The sequence below is a fragment of the Actinoplanes sp. TFC3 genome, from assembly GCF_001553785.1.
Taxonomy (GTDB): Bacteria; Actinomycetota; Actinomycetes; order Mycobacteriales; family Micromonosporaceae; genus Actinoplanes.
The window spans coordinates 541,274-560,994 of record NZ_LOJP01000002.1 but is presented as its reverse complement, the minus strand read 5'-3'; the positions used below and the strand labels follow the sequence as shown (position 1 = coordinate 560,994).

The 19,721-nt window shown below is 68.6% G+C and carries 19 protein-coding genes and 1 tRNA gene; 16 read left to right on the top strand and 4 right to left on the bottom strand.

Annotated elements, in window-relative coordinates:
* Positions 1 to 6: 6 nt before the first annotated feature.
* From TFC3_RS29640 to TFC3_RS29630, 3 genes are all read left to right on the top strand, one after another.
* Positions 7 to 1,800, top strand: a complete 1,794-nt coding sequence (locus TFC3_RS29640) for an ABC-F family ATP-binding cassette domain-containing protein (RefSeq protein WP_067509834.1) — start codon at positions 7 to 9, stop codon at positions 1,798 to 1,800.
* A gap of 64 nt (positions 1,801 to 1,864) precedes the next feature.
* The gene (locus tag TFC3_RS29635) at positions 1,865 to 2,344 is read left to right on the top strand and encodes a DUF4383 domain-containing protein (protein ID WP_236718514.1); all 480 of its coding nucleotides are present in this window, start codon (positions 1,865 to 1,867) and stop codon (positions 2,342 to 2,344) included.
* 5 nt (positions 2,345 to 2,349) lie between these two features.
* Positions 2,350 to 2,802 carry a DUF4383 domain-containing protein gene (locus TFC3_RS29630; protein WP_067508645.1) on the top strand — a complete coding sequence of 151 codons (453 nt, stop codon included), beginning with the start codon at positions 2,350 to 2,352 and terminating at the stop codon, positions 2,800 to 2,802.
* A gap of 3 nt (positions 2,803 to 2,805) precedes the next feature.
* Here TFC3_RS29630 and TFC3_RS29625 read toward each other — a convergent pair whose 3' ends face one another.
* Positions 2,806 to 3,408, bottom strand: coding sequence for a TetR/AcrR family transcriptional regulator (locus tag TFC3_RS29625; protein WP_236718603.1), 603 nt, complete (start codon positions 3,406 to 3,408; stop codon positions 2,806 to 2,808).
* Positions 3,409 to 3,633: 225 nt separating this feature from the next.
* Between TFC3_RS29625 and TFC3_RS29620 the strand changes: the two genes are divergently transcribed.
* The 9 genes from TFC3_RS29620 to TFC3_RS29580 all read left to right on the top strand — a co-directional run bounded on the left by TFC3_RS29620 (position 3,634) and on the right by TFC3_RS29580 (position 13,527).
* A tRNA-Gln gene (locus TFC3_RS29620) sits at positions 3,634 to 3,704 on the top strand.
* Positions 3,705 to 3,770: 66 nt separating this feature from the next.
* Positions 3,771 to 5,216, top strand: coding sequence for a bifunctional UDP-N-acetylglucosamine diphosphorylase/glucosamine-1-phosphate N-acetyltransferase GlmU (gene glmU, locus TFC3_RS29615; RefSeq protein WP_067508641.1), 1,446 nt, complete (start codon positions 3,771 to 3,773; stop codon positions 5,214 to 5,216).
* A 183-nt stretch (positions 5,217 to 5,399) separates the two neighbouring features.
* Entirely contained in the window at positions 5,400 to 6,380 is a 981-nt protein-coding gene (locus tag TFC3_RS29610; RefSeq protein ID WP_067508639.1) for a ribose-phosphate diphosphokinase, read from the top strand.
* A 629-nt stretch (positions 6,381 to 7,009) separates the two neighbouring features.
* A complete protein-coding gene (locus TFC3_RS29605) occupies positions 7,010 to 7,639 on the top strand; it encodes a 50S ribosomal protein L25/general stress protein Ctc (RefSeq protein ID WP_067508637.1) in 630 nt (209 codons plus the stop codon).
* Between the two features lie 249 nt (positions 7,640 to 7,888).
* Positions 7,889 to 8,476 carry an aminoacyl-tRNA hydrolase gene (gene pth, locus TFC3_RS29600; protein WP_067508635.1) on the top strand — a complete coding sequence of 196 codons (588 nt, stop codon included), beginning with the start codon at positions 7,889 to 7,891 and terminating at the stop codon, positions 8,474 to 8,476.
* 493 nt (positions 8,477 to 8,969) lie between these two features.
* Positions 8,970 to 10,370 (top strand): sugar transferase, encoded by a 1,401-nt coding sequence (locus TFC3_RS29595; protein ID WP_236718602.1) that lies wholly within the window; start codon positions 8,970 to 8,972, stop codon positions 10,368 to 10,370.
* Positions 10,371 to 10,388: 18 nt separating this feature from the next.
* Positions 10,389 to 11,279: a 3'(2'),5'-bisphosphate nucleotidase CysQ gene (locus TFC3_RS29590; RefSeq protein WP_067508633.1), complete on the top strand. Its 891-nt coding sequence runs from the start codon at positions 10,389 to 10,391 to the stop codon at positions 11,277 to 11,279.
* A 38-nt stretch (positions 11,280 to 11,317) separates the two neighbouring features.
* Entirely contained in the window at positions 11,318 to 12,229 is a 912-nt protein-coding gene (cysD, locus tag TFC3_RS29585) for a sulfate adenylyltransferase subunit CysD (protein WP_067508631.1), read from the top strand.
* Positions 12,229 to 13,527, top strand: a complete 1,299-nt coding sequence (locus TFC3_RS29580) for a sulfate adenylyltransferase subunit 1 (RefSeq protein WP_067508629.1) — start codon at positions 12,229 to 12,231, stop codon at positions 13,525 to 13,527. Before cysD ends, TFC3_RS29580 begins: the two co-directional genes overlap by 1 nt.
* A 45-nt stretch (positions 13,528 to 13,572) precedes the next feature.
* Here the strand turns inward: TFC3_RS29580 and galK are convergent, their stop codons facing one another.
* Positions 13,573 to 14,715, bottom strand: a complete 1,143-nt coding sequence (galK, locus tag TFC3_RS29575; RefSeq protein ID WP_067508627.1) for a galactokinase — start codon at positions 14,713 to 14,715, stop codon at positions 13,573 to 13,575.
* A 13-nt stretch (positions 14,716 to 14,728) separates the two neighbouring features.
* Positions 14,729 to 15,706, bottom strand: a complete 978-nt coding sequence (galE, locus tag TFC3_RS29570; RefSeq protein ID WP_067509830.1) for a UDP-glucose 4-epimerase GalE — start codon at positions 15,704 to 15,706, stop codon at positions 14,729 to 14,731.
* Between the two features lie 168 nt (positions 15,707 to 15,874).
* Here galE and trpS point away from each other — a divergent pair, with 168 nt between their 5' ends.
* Genes trpS through TFC3_RS29550 form a run of 4 tightly spaced genes read left to right on the top strand, consistent with a single transcriptional unit; the run spans position 15,875 to position 18,820 of the window.
* The gene (trpS, locus tag TFC3_RS29565; protein ID WP_067509828.1) at positions 15,875 to 16,900 is read left to right on the top strand and encodes a tryptophan--tRNA ligase; all 1,026 of its coding nucleotides are present in this window, start codon (positions 15,875 to 15,877) and stop codon (positions 16,898 to 16,900) included.
* Complete coding sequence (locus TFC3_RS29560; RefSeq protein ID WP_067508625.1) at positions 16,897 to 17,466, top strand: 2'-5' RNA ligase family protein; 570 nt, start codon at positions 16,897 to 16,899, stop codon at positions 17,464 to 17,466. The genes trpS and TFC3_RS29560 overlap by 4 nt, the downstream gene beginning before the upstream one ends.
* Positions 17,467 to 17,496: 30 nt before the next feature.
* Positions 17,497 to 18,417, top strand: a complete 921-nt coding sequence (locus TFC3_RS29555) for a YihY/virulence factor BrkB family protein (protein WP_067508623.1) — start codon at positions 17,497 to 17,499, stop codon at positions 18,415 to 18,417.
* Positions 18,418 to 18,424: 7 nt separating this feature from the next.
* On the top strand, positions 18,425 to 18,820 hold the full coding sequence (locus TFC3_RS29550; protein ID WP_067508621.1) for a hypothetical protein: 396 nt from the start codon (positions 18,425 to 18,427) through the stop codon (positions 18,818 to 18,820).
* Here TFC3_RS29550 and TFC3_RS29545 read toward each other — a convergent pair.
* Entirely contained in the window at positions 18,806 to 19,393 is a 588-nt protein-coding gene (locus tag TFC3_RS29545; protein ID WP_067508619.1) for a TetR/AcrR family transcriptional regulator, read from the bottom strand. The genes TFC3_RS29550 and TFC3_RS29545 overlap by 15 nt on opposite strands.
* Positions 19,394 to 19,721 lie beyond the last annotated feature (328 nt).

The following is a 19,721-nucleotide window of genomic DNA, read 5'->3' as shown; positions in this document are numbered from 1 at the left end:
CGCATCGTGGCCAATATCGTCAATCTGGACCGGGTCAACAAGGGTTACGGCGCCGCCGGTCAGCTGCTCACCGACGTCTCGCTGGGGCTCGACGACGATGCCCGCGTGGGGATCGTCGGTCTCAACGGCGCCGGCAAGTCCACCCTGCTGCGGATGCTCGCCAAGGTCGAGGAGCCGGATTCCGGCCGGGTGACGCACCGCCGGGACGTACGCGTTGCCGCCCTCCCGCAAAACCTGCTGCTCGCCGGTGAGGCGACCGTGCGCGATGTCGTGCTGGGCACCGCCTGGCTGGCCGAGGGCATGGGCGCCGAGCACGAATGGGCCGGCGATGCGGGCGTACGGGAAATTCTTGATGGTCTGGGCATGGGTTATCTGGGCCTGGAAACGCCGGTCGGGCCGATGTCCGGTGGTGAGCGCCGCCGGGTCGCCCTGGCCGCGTTGCTGGTGCGCACCTCCGACCTGCTGATCCTCGACGAGCCCACCAACCACTTGGACGTTGCCGGCGTCGACTGGCTGGCCCGTTATCTGCTGGGCCGGCGCGGGGCGCTGGTGGTGGTCACCCACGACCGCTGGTTCCTCGACGCCGTGTGCACCGCGACATGGGAAGTCGTGGACGAGCAGGTGCACATGTACGAGGGCGGCTATGCGGCCTGGACCCTCGCCCGGGCCGAACGTCAGCGCGTCGCCGCCTCCATCGAAGCCCGCCGGCAGAACCTGCTGCGCAAGGAGATCGCCTGGCTGCGGCGGGGTCCGCCGGCCCGCACCTCGAAGCCGCAGTTCCGCATCGACGCCGCGAACGCCCTGATCGCCGACGTGCCGCCGGTGCGTGACACGGTCAGCCTGCAGCGGCTGGCCACCACCCGGCTCGGCAAGCAGGTGTACGACCTTGAGGACGTCACCCTGCGCGCCGGCACCAAGCCGATCCTCAACGACCTCACCTGGCAGGTCGGACCGGGCGACCGGCTGGCGATCCTGGGGGCCAACGGCGCGGGCAAGACCACGCTGCTGCGCCTGCTCGCCGGCATCACCAAGCCCGACGGCGGCCGCTTGGTCACCGGCTCGACCGTGCGCCCGGCGTTCCTGTCGCAGGAGCTCAAGGAGCTGCCCGGGCACCTGCGCCTGCTCGAAGCGGTCGAGGAGGTCGCCAAGCGGGTCAAGCTCGGTGACCGCGAGCTGTCCGCGGGGCAGTTGGCCGAGGTGTTCGGCTTCACCGACAAGCGCATCTGGACACCGGTCAGCGACCTGTCCGGTGGGGAGCGCCGGCGTCTGCAACTGCTGCGCCTGCTGGCCACCGAGCCCAACGTGCTGCTGCTCGACGAGCCGACAAACGACCTGGACACCGACACGCTGGCCTCGCTGGAGGACCTGCTGGACTCCTGGCCGGGCACCATGGTGGTCGCCAGCCACGACCGCTACCTGGTTGAACGCGTGACCGACACGGCGTACGGCATGTTCGGCGACGGCCGGCTGGTGCACCTGCCCGGCGGCATCGACGAATACCTGTCGCGTGTCGCTTCTCCCGCCGCCGGCTCGGTTTTCGCTCCGGCGGAAAGTGAAAAGCCGCGCAACACCATGTCAGCGGCCGAGGTGCGCGCGGCCAAGAAGGATCTGACGCGCCTGGAACGCCAGCTCAGCAAGCTGGAGGACAAGATCGTCAAGATCAATGAGAGCCTGGCCGAGCATGGCGCCGACTACGACAAGATCGTCGAACTCGACGCCCAGCTCAAGGCCACCCAAGCCGAGCGGACCCAGGTCGAGCAGGCCTGGCTCGAGTTGGCCGAACAGGTTCCGGAGTCCTGATCCGGGGGTGCTCCTGCGCCCGTTCCCGCGATGCGCGAGAATCGGAGACGGACACGCACTGACTTTGGAGACGGACACCATGGCGCACACCCCGGTCAATCACCCGCTGCGGCCGATCTACCGCGCCCTCGGCGCGCTGTCGGGGCTGTACCTGATCGTCTTCGGCGTGGTGGGCATCATCGTCACCGGTGGTGACGGGCTGTTCGGCAGCGCCGGCGACAAGGTGCTCGGCCAGCAGGCCAATTTGTTCTGGTCGATCATCTCGCTGCTGATCGGCGCCATCGTGGTGATCGCCGCGGTCGTCGGGCGCAACTCCGACGTCGAGGTCTACAAGTACTTCGGCTGGGGCCTGCTCGGGGTCGGCAGCTACGAACTCGCGGTCAGCCGCACCGACGCCAACTTCCTCGACTTCAGCATCGTCACGGTGATCGTCACGTACGTCATCGGCCTGATCCTGATCACCTCCGGGCTCTACAGCAAGGTCGCCCCGGAATCCCAGGCCGGGGCCACCCGCCAGGCCCGCCAGCGACAGGCCCAGGCCTGACTCGAATGGCGCACTACCCCCTCAACCATCACCTGCGCACCCCCTACCGCATCCTCGCCGCGGCCGCCGGCCTCTACCTCGCGCTGGCCGGCATCCTCGGCATCGTCGTCTCCGCAGGTGACGACTTCTTCGGCCACACCGCCGGTGACTGGGCCCTCGGCTTGCGCTTCAACCCGGCCGGCGCCTGGCTGACCACCCTGCTCGGCCTTGCCGTGCTGGCCGCCGCGACCCGTGGCGGCAACACCCACCACCAGCTCAACGTGGTCCTCGGCTGGGTGCTTCTGGGCGTGTCCATGGTGCTGCTGGCGTTCATCCAGACCGACGCCAACATCCTCAACTTCTCGATGGTCAACGTCATCGTGCTGACCGTGCTCGGCCTGGCCGTGCTCACCGCGGGCCTGTACGGCAAGGTCGGCTCGGAGAAAGCCCAGCGAGCCGAGGCAGCCAGCGTCCGCTAGGCCCTAGCGGACCTTGCGGGTGATCAAGGTGGGCTTGGCCTCCAGGTTCGACAGTCCGTTCCAGGCCAAGTTCACCAGGTGGGCGGCAACCATCTCCTTCTTCGGTTTGCGCGCCTCCCGCCACCACTGCCCGGACAGCGCCACCATGCCGACCAGCGCCTGCGAATAGAGCTCGGCGAACTTCGGGTCCAGCCCCCGCGACTTCAACTCCCCGCCCAGGATGTGCTCAACCTGGTGCGCCACGTCGTTCATGACGCTGGAGAAGTTGCCAGCCGACTGCAGCACCGGCGATTCGCGCACCAGCACCCGGAACCCGTGCGGCTCCTCCTCGATGTAGTCGAGCAACGCCAGCGCGGCCTGCTCCAGCAACTCCCGCGGATCCCCGGCGGTCAGCGCAGCGGCGATCCGGTCGAGCAGTGCTCGTACCTCTCGATCAACGACCACGGCATAAAGGCCCTCCTTGCCGCCGAAGTGTTCGTAGACGACGGGCTTGGAAACCTTGGCCCGGGTGGCGACTTCCTCCACGGAGGTGGCGTCGAAGCCCCGCTCGGCGAACAACTGCCGGCCGATGGAGATGAGCTGCTCGCGGCGCTCGGCGGCGGGCATCCGGATCCGCGCGGTCGCGGTGGCCGGTCGCTTCGGGTTGGTCTGGTCGCTCACCCGGACATCCTGCCAGCAGGACCGGAATCCAACCGTCCCGCAGATTCGCCTTCGGGGATGCTCCGCAAGGATTGGGGCCTGCGGCTGGGGATCGCGTATGCGCCTGATGTCGACGGAGACGCTAGTATGTAGCGCGCAAGCAGCGCTGAGGGTGATACGCCCTCATTGCAGTCCCTGGTCGTCTAATGGCAGGACCACGGCTTTTGGTGCCGTTTATAGGGGTTCGAATCCTCTCCAGGGAGCTCTGTGCCCGCGGCTGACTGGCGCCGCTTTCCGCCACCGCACCACTGCGAACAATGGAGTCCCGCGTGAGCCAGGCCCCGAGTCGTACCGTCGTCGTTCTCGCCGCCGGGGAGGGCAAGCGGATGAGGTCCGCCACCCCCAAGATGCTGCACCCGCTGCTTGGCCGGACGCTGCTCGGGCATGTGCTGCACGCGGCCGGCGCCGTCAGTGCCACCCGGACCGTCGTGGTCGTCGGGCACAAGGCCGACCAGGTACGCGCGCACCTCGCCGAGATCTCGCCCGGTGCGACGCCAGTACTGCAGGCCGAGCAGAACGGCACCGGCCACGCCGTCCGGATCGCCCTGGACGCGATCCCCGAGGCGACTGGCACCGTGGTGGTGCTCAACGCCGATGTGCCGCTGCTGCGGCCGGAGACGGTTGAGGCGCTGGTGGCCGCGCACGAGTTGGGGGGGCGGGGGGCCACGGTGCTGGCCGCCGAGGTGCCGGACCCGACCGGGCTCGGGCGCATCGTGCGCGACGCGGACGGCAACCTGGAGCGCATCGTCGAGGAGCGCGACGCCTTGCCGCAGGTGCGGGCGATCCGCGAGATCAACGCAGGCATCTACGTGTTCGATGCGGCGCTGCTGCGCGAGGCGCTGGGCAAGCTGACGACCGACAATGATCAGGGCGAGGAGTACCTCACCGACGTGTTCGGGCTGCTGGCCGGCGGTGGTCACCCGGTCGGCGTCTTTGTGGCGGCCGATGCGCAGGAGACCCTCGGGTGCAACGATCGAGCCGAGCTGGCGCGGCTGCGGGCGCTGCTGCGCGACCGCGTGAACACCGCCTGGATGCGATCCGGCGTCTCGATCATGGACCCGGCCACGACCTGGATCGACGTCACCGTGACGCTCGAGCCGGACAGCATCATTGACCAAAATTCACAGCTCCGGGGTACGACCACAGTTGCCGCCGGCGCCGTCATCGGCCCGGACACCACGCTGGTCGACACGGTGGTTGCCGAAGGTGCCACGGTGCTGCGGGCGCACTCGATCGGGGCACAGGTCGGCCCGGAAGCCACCGTGGGGCCGTACTCGTACCTGCGGCCGGGCACCCGGCTGGGCCGCAAGGCCAAGGTCGGCGGCTTCGTCGAGACCAAGAACGCCGAGCTGGGCGCGGGTGCCAAGGTGCCGCACCTGTCATACGTCGGCGACGCCACGATCGGCCCGAAGTCGAACATCGGCGCGGGCACGATCTTCGCCAACTACGACGGCGTCAACAAGAGCCACACCACTGTCGGTGAGGCGGCGTTCGTCGGCAGCGACACCGTGCTGATCGCTCCGGTGGAGATCGGACCCGGGGCGTACGTCGCTGCGGGCAGCGCGATCAGCAAGAATGTGCCGCCGGGCAACCTGGGTGTCGTACGGGCGCAGCAGCGCAACGTCGAGGGCTGGACCGCTCGCAAGCGGTCCGGCACGGTGTCCGCCGAGGCGGCCGAGAAGGCGCAGTCCGAAGGCGCCGAGTCCGCCGGTTAGCTACAGTCATGGATGGGGATCCGGTCGCCCAGGGGGTCGGCCGGTTCCGTAGTCACCCCGCCGGCAAGGACGCAAGCTGGGGTGAGGCATGCCACGACAGGGATCCGGCACGTGGCCAACAGCCGGATGCGCGCCATACTTCAGGTGACACACCCCCTCGATTGCACGGGAGCGGACGAGCCCATGGGCAGCATCGTCGCGGAGAACCGTAAGAGTTTGATGCTTTTCTCCGGGCGAGGTTTCCCGGAGCTGGCCGAGGAGATCGGCCAGGTGCTCGGCGTTGCCCCGACGCCCGCCGATTCCTATGAGTTCGCCAACGGTGAGATCTTCGTCCGGTTCAAGGACTCGGTGCGCGGTTCGGACGCGTTCGTGGTGCAGTCCGTGACCGAGGGCGTCAACCGCTGGATCATGGAAACCCTGATCATGGTCGACGCCCTGAAGCGTGGCTCGGCGAAGCGCATCACGGTCGTGCTGCCCTTCTACCCGTACTCCCGCCAGGACAAGAAGCACCGCGGCCGCGAGCCGATCTCCGCCCGTCTGGTCGCCGACCTGCTCAAGACGGCGGGTGCGAACCGCATCCTGACGGTGGACCTGCACACCGCCCAGATCCAGGGCTTTTTCGACGGTCCGGTCGACCACCTGTTCGCCATGGACATCCTGGCCGCGCATGTCGAGCGCAAGTTCGAAGGCCGCCCGCTGACTGTCGTAGCCCCCGACTCCGGCCGGGTACGCGTGGCCGAGCGCTGGACCGACCGCCTGGGTGGCTGTCCGCTGGCCTTCATCCACAAGACCCGCGACCCCCTCAAGCCCAACCAGGTCGTCGCCAACCGCGTGGTCGGCGAGGTCGAAGGCCGCGTCTGCCTGATCGTCGACGACATGATCGACACCGGCGGCACCATCACGAAGGCCGCCGACATCCTCTTCGAAGCCGGCGCCGCCGACGTGATCGTGGCCTCCACGCACGCCTTGCTCTCCGACCCGGCCACCGAGCGGCTCAAGAACAGCCGCATCTCCGAGCTTGTGGTGACCAACACCCTCCCGCTCCCGCCGGAGAAGCAGCTCGACAAGATCACGGTGCTGTCGATCGCCCCGCTGCTGGCCCGCGCCATCCGTGAGGTCTTCGACGACGGCTCCGTGACCACGCTGTTCGGCGGTTTGAGCTAGCGGTTCCCGGCCCGGTACCTTGATGCGAGCGCCACCTGGGGAGGTGGCGCTCGCTCATCCGGGGGTTCCTGTTTCGGCGGCCAGCGCTTCCTGCTGGCGTCCTTCGTCCGTGCTTCGCCGGTGGCGTTCTTCGTGTTCGTGCGCTGACGGTGGCGTTCTGACGCACGTGCCGTGATGCCGGCGGTCGGGATGCTGCGCTCCCGATGCCTTGCTCAATGCCCGCCAGGTCAAGGCAGGGGCGCCCGGACTCACCGCATCCCACCTAGGCCTCCACCCTGCCCACCCGCGACGCGCCGGGTGTTACTGGCTGTTGCCGGGGGCTGCTCCAGGTACCGTGCAATTTGCATCGGGTGGGTGAATTATTCGCAGCGGATGGGCGCTGGCGGGACCCGCCGGTCGGCGCGTGCGCTAAGCAGGTAAGCTTGTGCGGTTGCCACGGCGAGGGTGCCACGCGGTCTGCTGCAGGTTTGCGGAGTTCGCTTGAGGCACCGTGATCGACGCGGTGCTCCGGGCCTGTGTCCCGTGCGCCCCTAGCCGAGCAGATGTTGTACCGCTCGGCCCCCGCCGAATGCTCAGCCCGCAGCCCGCCGACTTAGACGCAGCCCGATCAAAGTTTCAGGAGTTTCCCCGTGTCCGAGGTAAAGATCAGCGCCGAGCCCCGTACCGAGTTCGGCAAGGGTGGTGCCCGCCGCACGCGCCGGGCCGGCTTGGTGCCCGCCGTGCTTTACGGTCACGGCGAAGCCCCCGTCCACATCGCGCTGCCCGCGCGTGAGTTCGCCGCCGCGATCCGGCACGGCGGGCTCAACCAGGTTTTCACCATCGACGTGGCCGGTGCGGCCGGTGCCACGCTGGCCCTGCCCAAGGCCATCCAGCGTGACCCGATCAAGGACACCTACGAGCACGTCGACCTGATCATCGTGAAGCGCGGCGAGAAGGTCCAGGTCGACGTCCCGGTGACGCTGACCGGCGAGGCCGACCGCAACACGCTGGTCGTCAACGAGAGCACCACGCTGGCCGTCACCGCCGAGGCCATGCACCTGCCGACCGGTTTCGAGGTGTCCATCGAGGGCCTCGAGGCGGGTGCGCAGGTCACCGCGGCCGACGTGACGCTGCCGGAGGGCACCGAACTGGCCGTCGAGCCCGACTTCGTGATCGCCATCATCTCGCAGGCGCAGACCGCCGAGCAGATGGAGGGTGGCGACGCCGAGGGTGACGAGTCCGCCGAGGACGAAGCTGCCACCGAGGAAGCCGCCAGCTGACCTGGTAGAAAGCCACGACAGGGAAAGTGCCGGCCCCGGCGCTTTCCCTGTTTTTGTCGGCGGCAAGCCCGGAAAGTCGGCAGGCCCGGAAAGTCGGCAGGCCCGGAAAGTCGGCAGGCCCGGAAAGTCGGCAGGCCCGGAAAGTCGGCAGGCCCGGAATTCGGCAGGCCCGGAATTCGGCAGGCCCAAGGAAGTGCAGCAGGACCGGGCAAAGGCAGCGAGCCCCGGAAAACAGAGGGGACGAGGGCGATGGCGGACGACGCACCCTGGCTGGTGGTCGGCCTGGGCAACCCCGGCCGGGAGTACGCCGCCAACCGGCACAATGTCGGCTTCATGGTGGCTGAGCTGCTGGCCTCGCGGGTGGGGGGCAAGTTCGGCCGGCACAAGCGCGGCGTTGCCGAGGTGGCGGAGGGGCGGCTTGGGTTCGGTGGGCCGAAGCTGATTCTGGTCAAGCCGTTGACGTTCATGAACCTGTCGGGCGCGCCGGTCGCCGCTCTTTCGCAGTTTTTCAAGGTGCCGGTGGACAATGTGATCGCCGTGCACGATGAGCTGGATGTGCCGTACGGCCAGGTCCGGGTGAAGCGCGGGGGCGGTGAAGGTGGTCATAATGGGCTGCGCTCGATGACCAAGTCGCTGGGCAGCAAGGAGTATGCCCGGGTGCGCTTCGGGATCGGCCGGCCTCCGGGGCGTCAGGATCCCGCTGATTTCGTACTCTCCGATTTCTCCGGCGTTGAGCGCAAGGAGCTGGAGTTTCTCGTGGACCGCGCGGGCGATGTGGTGGAGGCCGTGATCGGTGAGGGCGTCGAGTGGGCGCAGAACAAATACCACGGAAGCTGATCTTGCGTAGTCGGAATAGATAGATCGTTTGGACCGTTTTGTCCATCTATCGGTCCCGTGTCGCCTTCCCCCCTTAGCGCGTTGGTCACATAGCGCGCCGGAACAGCGCGTGTCCATCGGCGGCGCGGGGGAGGGCCGGGTGACACAGGACCTGTCCAGGGGTCACGACGTGACGCTGGAAGAAGACACGCTGGTCCTTCCAACGGAGATCCGGCACCCCGAGAACTATGGCCGGGCCAATCATCCGCCGGCCAATTATGGTCCTCGCCCCACGCGGCCCGCTCCGCATCGTGACCGGAGCCGCAACAGCAAGATTCCGGCGCAGACGCCTGGGGATGACAACGCGGCGCCGCTGGCCGGCACGGTCACCGACGTCCGGGCCAAGAACAAGAATCGGACCGACGAGCGGCAGTGGCCGGCCCGGCCCAATCGTTCGGTTGCGGCCCGTCCGGCGACACGACCCTTCATCCGGGTACGAGGTAAGCACGCCGCGATGTCCCGTCGCCAGCGCTGGGAACGTCGCTACGTGCGCTCCCTGCTGCTCAGCGACCTGACCGCCGGGGTGGTAGCGGGCGCGGTGACCTTCGCACTGCGCTTCGGCGACGAGGTGACCGCGTACAACCAGTGGTATCTGCTGCTCTCCGCCTTGCTGCCGGTGCTGCTGCTCGCCGTGCTGGTGGTGAGCCGGGCGTACGAGCGCCGGTTCCTGTTCGTCGGAACCGATGAGTATCAGCGGGTGATGCGCGGTGGCGTGGGGCTGATCGCGTTCGCCGCAGTGGTCTCGTACGCGCTCGATCTCGATCTTGCCCGGTCCTATGTTCTTGCCGCCTTGCCAACGGCTTTCGGCTCGGTGGTGGTGCTGCGGTTCGCCATGCGCAAGCGCCTGCACCTTGAGCGGGCGCGCGGGGAGAGCCTGCGCCGTGTTCTCGTTGTCGGCCATGAACTGTCGGTTATCGGCATCACCCGGCAGCTGCGCCGCGAGCGGTACCACGGCTTGGAGGTCGTCGGTGCCTGCCTGCCCGCCGAGCACGACGGCGTGGTCGACCTGCCGGTGTATGGCACCTTCGACGACGTGGCGAACGCGGTGGACGCGGCCGACGCCGACACCGTGGTGGTGCTGAGCTGCCCGGAACTGGACGGCGTGGCGCTGCGGCGGCTGGCCTGGCGGCTGGAACGCGACGAGGTCGACCTGATCGTGGCGAGTGCGTTGATCGACGTCGCCGGGGCGCGCACCACCATCCGGCCGTTCGACGGGCTGCCCATGCTGCACGTCGAGCACCCTCGCCTGCACGGCGGCGCGCGCTTCGTCAAGGACCTGGTTGATCGGCTCGGGGCGCTGCTGCTGCTCCTCCTGTTCGGCCCGGTGCTGTTAGGCGTCGCACTCTCGGTCCGGGTGACCTCTCGCGGGCCGGTACTCTTTCGGCAGGTACGAGTCGGGCGGGATGGTTCGCTGTTTCGCATCTTCAAGTTCCGCAGCATGTATGTCGACGCCGAGGCAAGGCTCGCCGAGCTCCGGCACCTCAACGAGCACGATGGTGTGCTCTTCAAAATCCGCGACGACCCGCGTGTCACCCCGGTCGGACGGTGGCTGCGCAGGCTCTCGCTGGACGAGTTGCCGCAGCTGCTGAACGTGCTGCTGGGCCAGATGTCGCTGGTTGGCCCCCGGCCTCCACTGCCCGCCGAGGTCGCCGCCTACGCCGACGATGTGCGGCGCCGGCTGGCGGTCAAACCGGGCATGACCGGCCTGTGGCAGGTTTCCGGGCGTTCCGACCTGCCGTGGGAGGAAGCGGTCCGCCTGGACCTTCGCTATGTGGAGAACTGGTCGCTGAGTTTGGACTTGGTGATCCTTCTGCGCACCATGACCGCGGTGGTCCGGAGCTCCGGGGCGTACTGAGAAGTGAGAGGCGAGGCGATGAGCGAGCAGACTGAGACGTCGGCGCGGATAGCGGCCCAGCGTGAGCCGGAGGCCGGTGGCACCCCGCCGGTGAACGACTCCGCGTTTGCCCGCTGGCTCGCCGATCGGGCCGGTCAGGTGCTGCTCCAGGTCCGCGAGGACGTCGGTTACGCCGACGGCAAGGCGCTCAAGGACGCCGGTGACCGGGCCGCGCACGAGCTGCTGCGCACCGAGCTGGCCCGCTGGCGCCCCGCCGACGCGGTGCTCTCGGAGGAGGACGACCAGTCCCGGATCGCCTGGCAGGAAGGCGAGGAGGGCACCGTACGCCCGGATCGCCTGGACGCCAGCCGGGTCTGGATCGTGGACCCTCTGGACGGCACCCGCGAGTTCTCCGAGGAGGGCCGCAACGACTGGGCCGTGCACGTGGCGCTCTGGACCGGTGACTGTTCCAGCCCGAGCTGCCTGTCCGCCGGCGCCGTCGCGATGCCCGCGCAGCACCGCACGCTGGGCACCGACCACGTGCCCGCATACCCGCCGCTGCCATTGGCCGCCGCCACCGGCGGGCCCATCCGGATCGCCGCGAGCCGCACCCGGCCGCCGGCGTTCGTGACGGCGCTGGCCGAGGACATCGGGGCGGAACTCGTGCCGATGGGTTCGGCCGGAGTGAAGATCGCCGCCGTGATCAGTGGTGAGGCCGACGCCTACATCCACGCCGGTGGGCAATACGAATGGGATAGCGCGGCGCCCGTGGCTGTGGCGCTGGCCACAGGGCTGCACGCTTCCCGTATCGATGGAACCGTATTGAAATACAACCAGGCGGATCCCAAGTTGCCCGACCTGGTGGTCTGCCGCAAGGATCTCGCCCCTCGGTTGCTTGCAGCGTTGCAGCGTCACCTCCCCCTAACCTGACCCCCTGCACCGCCCGATACCGAAAGGTCTGGGATTCCATGAGCCAGACGAAGCCCTACCGGGTCTCGCATCTCGATGCCCTCGAAGCCGAGAGCATCTTCGTCATGCGCGAGGTCATGGCCGAGTTCGAACGCCCCGTGCTGCTGTTCTCCGGCGGCAAGGACTCGATCGTGATGCTGCGCCTGGCCGAGAAGGCGTTTGCGCCCGCGCGCATCCCGTTCCCGGTCATGCACGTCGACACCGGTCACAACTTCCCCGAGGTCCTCGACTACCGCGACCACCGGGTGGCCGAGCTCGGGCTCAACCTGGTGATCGCCAGCGTGCAGGAGGCCATCGACTCCGGCCTGGTGCGCGAGCTGCCCGACGGCACCCGCAACCGCATCCAGACGCCGGTGCTGCTGGCCGCGGTCGAGAAGTACCGCTTCGACGCGCTGTTCGGCGGTGCCCGCCGCGACGAGGAGAAGGCCCGGGCCAAGGAGCGGATGTTCAGCTTCCGCGACGAGTTCGGCCAGTGGGATCCCAAGAACCAGCGTCCCGAGCTGTGGGCGCTGTACAACGGCAAGCACCACCCGGGCGAGTCGATCCGCGTGTTCCCGCTGTCCAACTGGACCGAGCTGGACGTGTGGCACTACATCGCCAAGGAGCAGATCCCGCTGCCGAGCATCTACTACGCCCACGACCGCGAGGTCGTTGAGCGCGCCGGGATGTTCTACGCGGTGAACGAGTTCATCGTGCCGCGCGACGGCGAGACGGTGGAGACCCGACGGGTGCGTTACCGCACGGTGGGTGACGCGTCGCAGACCGCCGCGGTGCTCTCCGAGGCGGACACCGTCGAGAAGGTCATCGACGAGGTGGCGGCGACCCGGATCACCGAGCGTGGCGCCACCCGGGGCGATGACAAGGTCAGCGAGGCGGCGATGGAAGACCGCAAGCGGGAAGGTTACTTCTGATGAGCCAGGCAGTTCTGGAGCCCGAGTCCCCGGCGGCTCGCAACATGGATCTGCTGCGGTTCGCCACCGCCGGCAGCGTCGACGACGGCAAATCCACACTGATCGGACGGCTGCTGTACGACACCAAGACGATCTTCGCCGATCAGCTCGAGGCGGTCGAGGCGGTCAGCGCCGCACGCGGTGACGAGTACACGAACCTGGCGCTGCTCACCGACGGCCTGCGCGCCGAGCGCGAGCAGGGCATCACCATCGACGTGGCCTACCGCTACTTCGCCACGCCGCGGCGCAAGTTCATCATCGCCGACACCCCCGGGCACATCCAGTACACCCGCAACATGGTCACCGGCGCCTCCACGGCCGACCTCGCGCTGATCCTGGTGGACGCGCGCAAGGGCCTGGTCGAGCAGTCGCGCCGGCACGCGTTCCTGACCAGCCTCCTGCGGGTGCCGCACCTGGTGCTCTGCGTGAACAAGATGGACCTGGTCGGCTGGGACAAGGACGTCTACGACAAGATCGCCGACGAGTTCACCTCGTTCGCCGCGAAGCTGGACGCCCCCGACCTGACGGTCATCCCGATCTCCGCGCTCAACGGCGACAACATCGCCTCGCGCTCGGAGAATTCACCCTGGTACGAAGGCCCCTCGCTGCTGCACCACCTCGAGCACGTGCACATCGCCTCGGACCGCAACCTGGTCGACGTGCGCTTCCCGGTGCAGTATGTGATCCGCCCGCAGTCGACAACGGTCACCGACTACCGCGGGTACGCCGGTCAGGTCGCCTCGGGTGTGCTCAAGCCGGGCGACGACGTGCTGGTGCTGCCCTCGGGCATGACCAGCAAGATCGCTGCCATCGACACCGCCGACGGCCCGGTCGACGAGGCGTTCCCGCCGATGTCGGTGACGGTGCGGCTGGCCGACGAGATCGACATCTCGCGCGGCGACATGCTCTGCCGCCCGCACAACGCGCCGGCCGTCGCGCAGGACATCGAGGCGATGATCTGCTGGATGGACGAGACCGCGCCGCTGCGGGTGGGAGCCAAGTACACGATCAAGCACACCACCCGGACGGCCCGCACGGTCGTGCGCGGCTTGCAGTACAAGCTCGACGTGAACACGCTGCACCGCGACGAGAACGCGCCGGAGCTGGGCCTCAACGAGATCGGCCGGGTCAAGCTGCGCACCACGGTCCCGCTGCTGGCCGACGAATACCGCCGCAACCGCACCACCGGCGGCTTCATCCTGATCGACGAGTCGACCAACCGCACGGTCGGCGCCGGCATGATCATCGAAGCTTCGTGAGGCGGTTTCCCTGGCGCCGCGCGAGCGGCGCCAGGGAAGCGCTCGTTACAGCTTGCGCGCGCCCGCTGCGGCAGTAGCGGTCCAGATGGTGGGCGCGGTGTAGTTCTTTTCCTGGTACGCCCGCAGCACGGCCGCCGTCGTCTCCTCCGCCTGATCCGCGTCGATCAGCGCCAGCACGCAGCCGCCGAAGCCGCCCCCGGTCATCCAGGCCCCGTACGCCCCGGCCGCCAGGGCTGTCTCGACCGCCACGTCGACCTGGTCCACAGTGATCTCGAAGTCGTCGCGCATCGAGGTGTGCGAGGCGGTCAGCAGCGGACCGATCTCGCGGGTGCGCCCCGAGCGCAGCAACTCCACTGTGTCGAGGACCCGCTGGTTCTCGGTGATGATGTGCCGGGCCCGGCGGCGGATCACGTCGTCGTCCAGTTTCGCCAGCGCCGCCTCGAGGCCGTTGACGGTGATGTCGCGCAGGGCCGGCACACCCAGGATGCGGGCTGCCTCCTCGCAGGACTTGCGGCGGGCGCCGTACTCGCCGTCGACGTGCTGGTGCGGGGCGTTGCTGTTGATGATCAGGATGGCCAGCCCCTCGGCGGCCAGGTCGAACGGGATCTGCTCGACCTCCAGCGACCGGCAGTCCAGGAACAGCGCCTTGCCCTGCTGGCAGCGGATGGACGCCGACTGGTCGAGGATGCCGGTGGGCGCGCCCACATAGACGTTCTCGGCGCGCTGGGCCAGCCCGGGGCGCTGGTCCACCGGCAGGTCGAAGCCGCCCAGGTCGACCAGCGCGGTCAGCACCGAGGACTCCAGTGCCGCCGAGGACGACAGCCCGGATCCCAGCGGCACGTCGGAGCTCAGCGCGATGTGCGCGGGCGGCACGTCGAAGCCCGCCTCCTGCAGCGCCCACACCACCCCGGCCACGTACGCCGCCCAGCCCTCGACATCGCCGGGGGACGTGGTGCCGAACGACACCGGCTCCTCGGCGAGGTCGGAGCAGACCGTCCAGCCCGGCTGGCCGGCCGGGGCCACTGCCGCCACCGTGTGCTGGGGCAGGGCGAAGGGCAGCACGTAGCCGTCGTTGTAGTCGGTGTGCTCACCGATCAGGTTGACCCGCCCGGGCGCCGCCCACAGACCGGCAGGCTCGGAACCGTACTTTTCTTGGAAGGCTGCTTCGGCCGAGGACGCGACACTCATGACGATGATCAGATCACGCCACGTGCGACCGGTAGAACGCCCAGGCGTCCCCGATCATGTCGGCCAGGGTGTTCTTTTCCGGGACCCAGCCCAGTTCGTCGCGGGCGCGCTGCGACGAGGCGACCAGGGTGGCCGGGTCGCCCTCGCGGCGCGGGGCGATCTCGATGGGCAGCTCCGCGCCGGTGACCTCGCGGGCGGCCTCGACGACCTGGCGGTTGGAGAAGCCGTTGCCGTTGCCCAAGTTGTAGATCTTGTGCTCGCCGCTGGTCGCGGCGTCCAGGGCCAGCAGGTGGGCGCGGGCCAGGTCGACCACGTGGATGTAGTCGCGCACGCAGGTGCCGTCGGTGGTGGGGTAGTCGTCGCCGAACAACTGCAGCTTCTCGCGCTTGCCCGCGGCGGCCTGCAGGGTGATCGGGATGATGTGCGTTTCCGGGTCGTGCCGCTCGCCGACAGCGGTGCCGTCGTCGCGGATCAGCGCACCGGCCACGTTGAAGTAGCGCAGCGAAACCGCGCCAAGCCCGTGCGCGAACGCCTCGGAGGTCAGCGCGTAGTCGAAGGCGAGCTTCGTGGCTCCGTACGTGTTGGTCGGGGCCTTTGTCGCTTCTTCGCTGATGGGCAGCTCGGTGGGGTTGCCGTAGACCGCGGCGGTGGAGGAGAACACGAACCGGGGCACCCGGGCGGCGCGCACGGCCTCGAGCAGGGCCAGGGAGCGCACCATGTTGGCGTCCCAGTAGAGCTCCGGCTTGTGCATCGACTCGCCGGCCTGGATCAGCCCGGCGAAGTGCAGCACCGCGTCGAACCCGGAATCCGGCGTCAGCACCGAGGCGGCATCCTTGATGTCGGCCTGTACAAACGTGGCCTCGGGGGCGACTGCTTCCCGGAAGCCGCTGACCAGGCTGTCCAGGACCACCACCTCGTGCCCGGCGTCCAGCAACAGCCTGCTGGTGACGCTGCCGATGTAGCCGGCGCCCCCGGTGACGAGCAGTTTCACGTTCACGACCTCCGGTCCGCTGGAGAGTCCAGCCTATGCTCTCTAGATTCCACCAAATTCGATCACAAGTCAACAGACTTAAACATCGGTACGGCCGGGCGTCCGTACCGTGACACCCGGCGGGGGCGGCTTGGCCCACCGGTCCGTATTCCTGACAGAATGGCGCTCATGTCCGACGCTGACCGCCGCCCCCGGGTGCTCTCCGGCATCCAGCCGACCGCCGACTCGTTCCACCTCGGCAACTACCTCGGCGCGGTACGCAACTGGGTCGCCATGCAGGAGACCGCGGACGCCTTCTACTGCGTCGTGGACCTGCACGCCATCACCGCCGGACACGACCCGGTGGCGTTGCGCAACCGCACCCGGCTGTCGGTAGCCCAGCTGCTCGCCGTCGGGCTCGACCCGGAGCGCTGCACGCTGTTCGTGCAGTCCCACGTGCCCGAGCACGCCCAGCTCGCCTGGGTGCTGAGCTGCATCACCGGCTTCGGCGAGGCCGGGCGCATGGTGCAGTTCAAGGACAAGTCGGCCAAGCAGGGGTCGGACAGCACCAGCGTCGGGCTGTTCACCTACCCCATCCTGCAAGCCGCCGACATCCTGCTCTACCAGGCCGACGCGGTGCCGGTGGGCGAGGACCAGCGGCAGCACCTCGAGCTCACCCGCGACCTGGCCCAGCGCTACAACTCGCGGTTCGGCAAGACCTTCACCGTGCCCTCGGCGTACATCGTCAAGGACACCGCGAAGATCACCGACCTGCAGGATCCGGTCGCGAAGATGAGCAAGTCGGCATCCTCGCCCAACGGCATCATCGAGCTGCTCGAGGAGCCGGCCCGCTCGGCTAAGAAGATCAAGTCCGCGGTCACCGACACCGGCCGCGAGATCCTCTACGACGAGCAGAACAAGCCCGGCATCAGCAACCTGCTGACCATCTACGCCGCGCTCACCGGGCGGACCATAGACGAACTGCTCGAACAGTACGACGGGCGCGGCTACGGCGATCTCAAGAAGGACCTGGCCGAGATCGTTGTCGAGTTCGTCAAGCCGATCCAGGAGCGCACCCGCGGCTACCTGGAGGACCCGGCGCACCTCGACAAGATTCTGGCGGTCGGTGCCGACAAGGCCCGCGCGGTGTCATCGGTGACGCTGGCGCGGGCCTACGAGCACATCGGCTTCCTCAGCCCGTCCCGCGGAGCCTGACGGAGGTGGCGAGTACATCCGCGGATACGGCAACGACGCGCATCGGCGTCGCCATCGACATCCCGGAGCCGTGGGGCGCCCAGCTCACCCGGCGCCGGGCCGAGTCCGGTGACCCGCAGGCCGCCTACACGCCCGCGCACGTCACCCTGCTGGGCCCGACCGAGGTGCGCAGCGCGGCCCTGCCGGCGATCGAGAAGCACCTGGAAGCGGTGGCCACGGGGCAGCAGCCGTTCACCATCCACCTGCGCGGCACGGGAACGTTCCGCCCGGTCACCGAGGTGGTCTTCGTGACGCTGGCGGTGGGCATCAGCGAGTGCGAGATGCTCGCCGCCGCCATCACCGCCAGCGAGGAGATCCAGCGCGACGCCCGGTTCCCGTATCACCCGCACGTGACCGTCGCGCAGGACGTGCCGAGCGCGGCGCTGGACGCGGCGTTCGATGACCTGGCCGAGTTCGACGCGCGCTTCGGCGTACCCGGATTCACGCTCTTCTCCCATGATCTGGCCGGCGACGGCGAGGGACCATGGCGGCGGCGCCGGGAGTATCCGCTGGGCAGCTTGCGGTAACAAGTCCCCCTTCTTGGGTACGGTCTGCGCGTGAACGCCATCGACCGGGCGTACGCGGCGGTCGAGTCACGGATTCTGGCGCTGCGGCACCGTTCCCGCTACTTCGATCACTTCTGCCGTGCCGTGCTGCGCTACGACGAGGTGCTCGGGGGCCGGCTCGCCGCCGCGATCGCCTACTACGGCTTCTTTGCGGTGTTCGCGCTCATCCTGATCGGCTACTCGGTCTTCGGTTTCCTGCTCAACTCCAACGCCGCGCTCTTCAACGTCGTGCAACAGTTCCTGCGCGAGAACCTGCCCTTCCTCGATGTGCAGGCCATCCTCGACAGCGGCAAGACGGTCGGGTTGGTGGGCATCGCCGGGCTCGTCTTCACCGGCATCGGCTGGATCGAGGCCATCCGCTCGTCGCAGCGGCTGATCTGGCGGCTCAACGAACAGCCCGGCTACATCGGCATCCGGCAGGCCGTGGACCTGCTGGTGCTGGTCGGCATCCTGCTGCTGCTCGTCGTCACGGTCGCCGCGGTGTACGGCCTGGAAACGTTGCTCGAATGGCTCGCCGACGGACGGGCGAGCCTCCTGCTGACCACGGTGAGCATGATCCTCACGCTGGGGCTGGACATGCTGCTGGCGGCGGCTCTGCTGGCCGCGGTGCCCCGGTTGCGGATGACCGTGCGGCGCATGGTGCCCCCGGTGCTGCAGGTCGGGATCGGCATCTACCTGCTCAACACCGTGGGCAAGAGCTTCGTCGGGCTGATCCAGCGCAACCCCGCGTACGGCCTGGTCGCCAGCGCCGTCGGCGTGCTCTTCTACCTCTACGTCTTCAACCAGTTGCTGCTGTTCGGGGCAGCTTGGGCCGCCACCAGCCCGCACGGGCGCGTCGTGGACTTGTCAGCCGACGATAAAACCGCACCGGTCGGACAAAATACCTGGATTCGGCACGACCGCCCGCAATGATGAGCGGGTGGGCACACTCGTGACGTTGCACCTGCCGCCGGACTCCCCGGTGGCGAACCTGCCATGGATCATCACCATCGGGGCGCTGGACGACAACGAGGAGTGGGAGCCGCTGGTCTGCGGCCCGTACGAGCGCCCGCACGCGCTCGCCCTCGCCCAAGCCGTCGTCGCCGACGAGGACCTGATGGCGGTGGTCGAACCGCTGCTCCCGCTCGCCGACGCCGACGCCATCCGCGCGGAGGTCGACCTGGCCAAGACCGGCGGCGACCCCGACGACCTGGAAGCCGAGACCTTCGACGACGACGAGCCACGCCACACCACCCCGGGCCGCCCGCCCACCCAGGCCGAGGTGCGCGAAGGCTTCGTGCGCATCGCCGCGAAGCTGACCTCAGTGCGTCATTAGGGCGCTGAGCCCGGCGAGGTAGGCGTCCTTGTCGGGAAAGCCCACAAGCTGCCGCTGCAGGGCGTAGCCGGGGATGATCCCGAACAGGGTCGCGGACACCGCGTCGGGGTCGGCGCCGGGCTTGAGTTCGCCGCGGGCCAGGGCGCGCTCGGTCAGCTTGCGGAACGGGACGCGCATCTCCACGTACCGGTTGCGCACGATCTCGCCGATCTTGGGGTCGATCAACGCCTCGGCCCACACCTGCATGGCCATCGGGAAGGCGCCGTCCGGTGCCACTTGGCGGTCGATGAGCTCGATGACCTTGGTGAGCGCGTCCATCAGGCTCAGCGACTCGTCGTCGGCGATTTCGTGCAGCAGGATGACCAGCCCGCCGGCCACGGTCTCGGAGATCGCGTTGATGATCTCGTCCTTGGACTTGAAGTACCGGTAGACCGCGCCCACGGACAACCCGGCCTCCTTGATGAGGTCCTGCATCGAGGTGCTGTGCAGGCCGTTGCGGAGGAAGCAGATGCGGGCCGCGGCGAGGATCTGCTCCCGGCGGGCGTTGAGATGGCTTTCGGAGACGCGCGGCATGGCGATCAGTTTAAAACGAACGCTCGTTCTTGACAGCCGGGGAGGGGTGCGGAACGCTGGGGCGGTCAATAAAGAACGAGGATTCGTTTTAGGAGTGGGCATGGCGCGGGGGAAAGGCACTACGTCGGGCGATGGCTTGGATGCGGCGCGGCCTCAGGGTGATGTGGCGCGGCCTCAGGGCGGAGCGGCGCGGCCTCAGGGCGGAGCGGCGCGGCCTCAGGGCGGAGCGGCGCGGCCTCAGGGCGGAGCGACACCGGGTGTGAGCATGAAGGCGGCACCGGGAGAGGGCGTGGAGCCGGCGCTGGGCGGGTGGGGGTCGGGGGTGGAG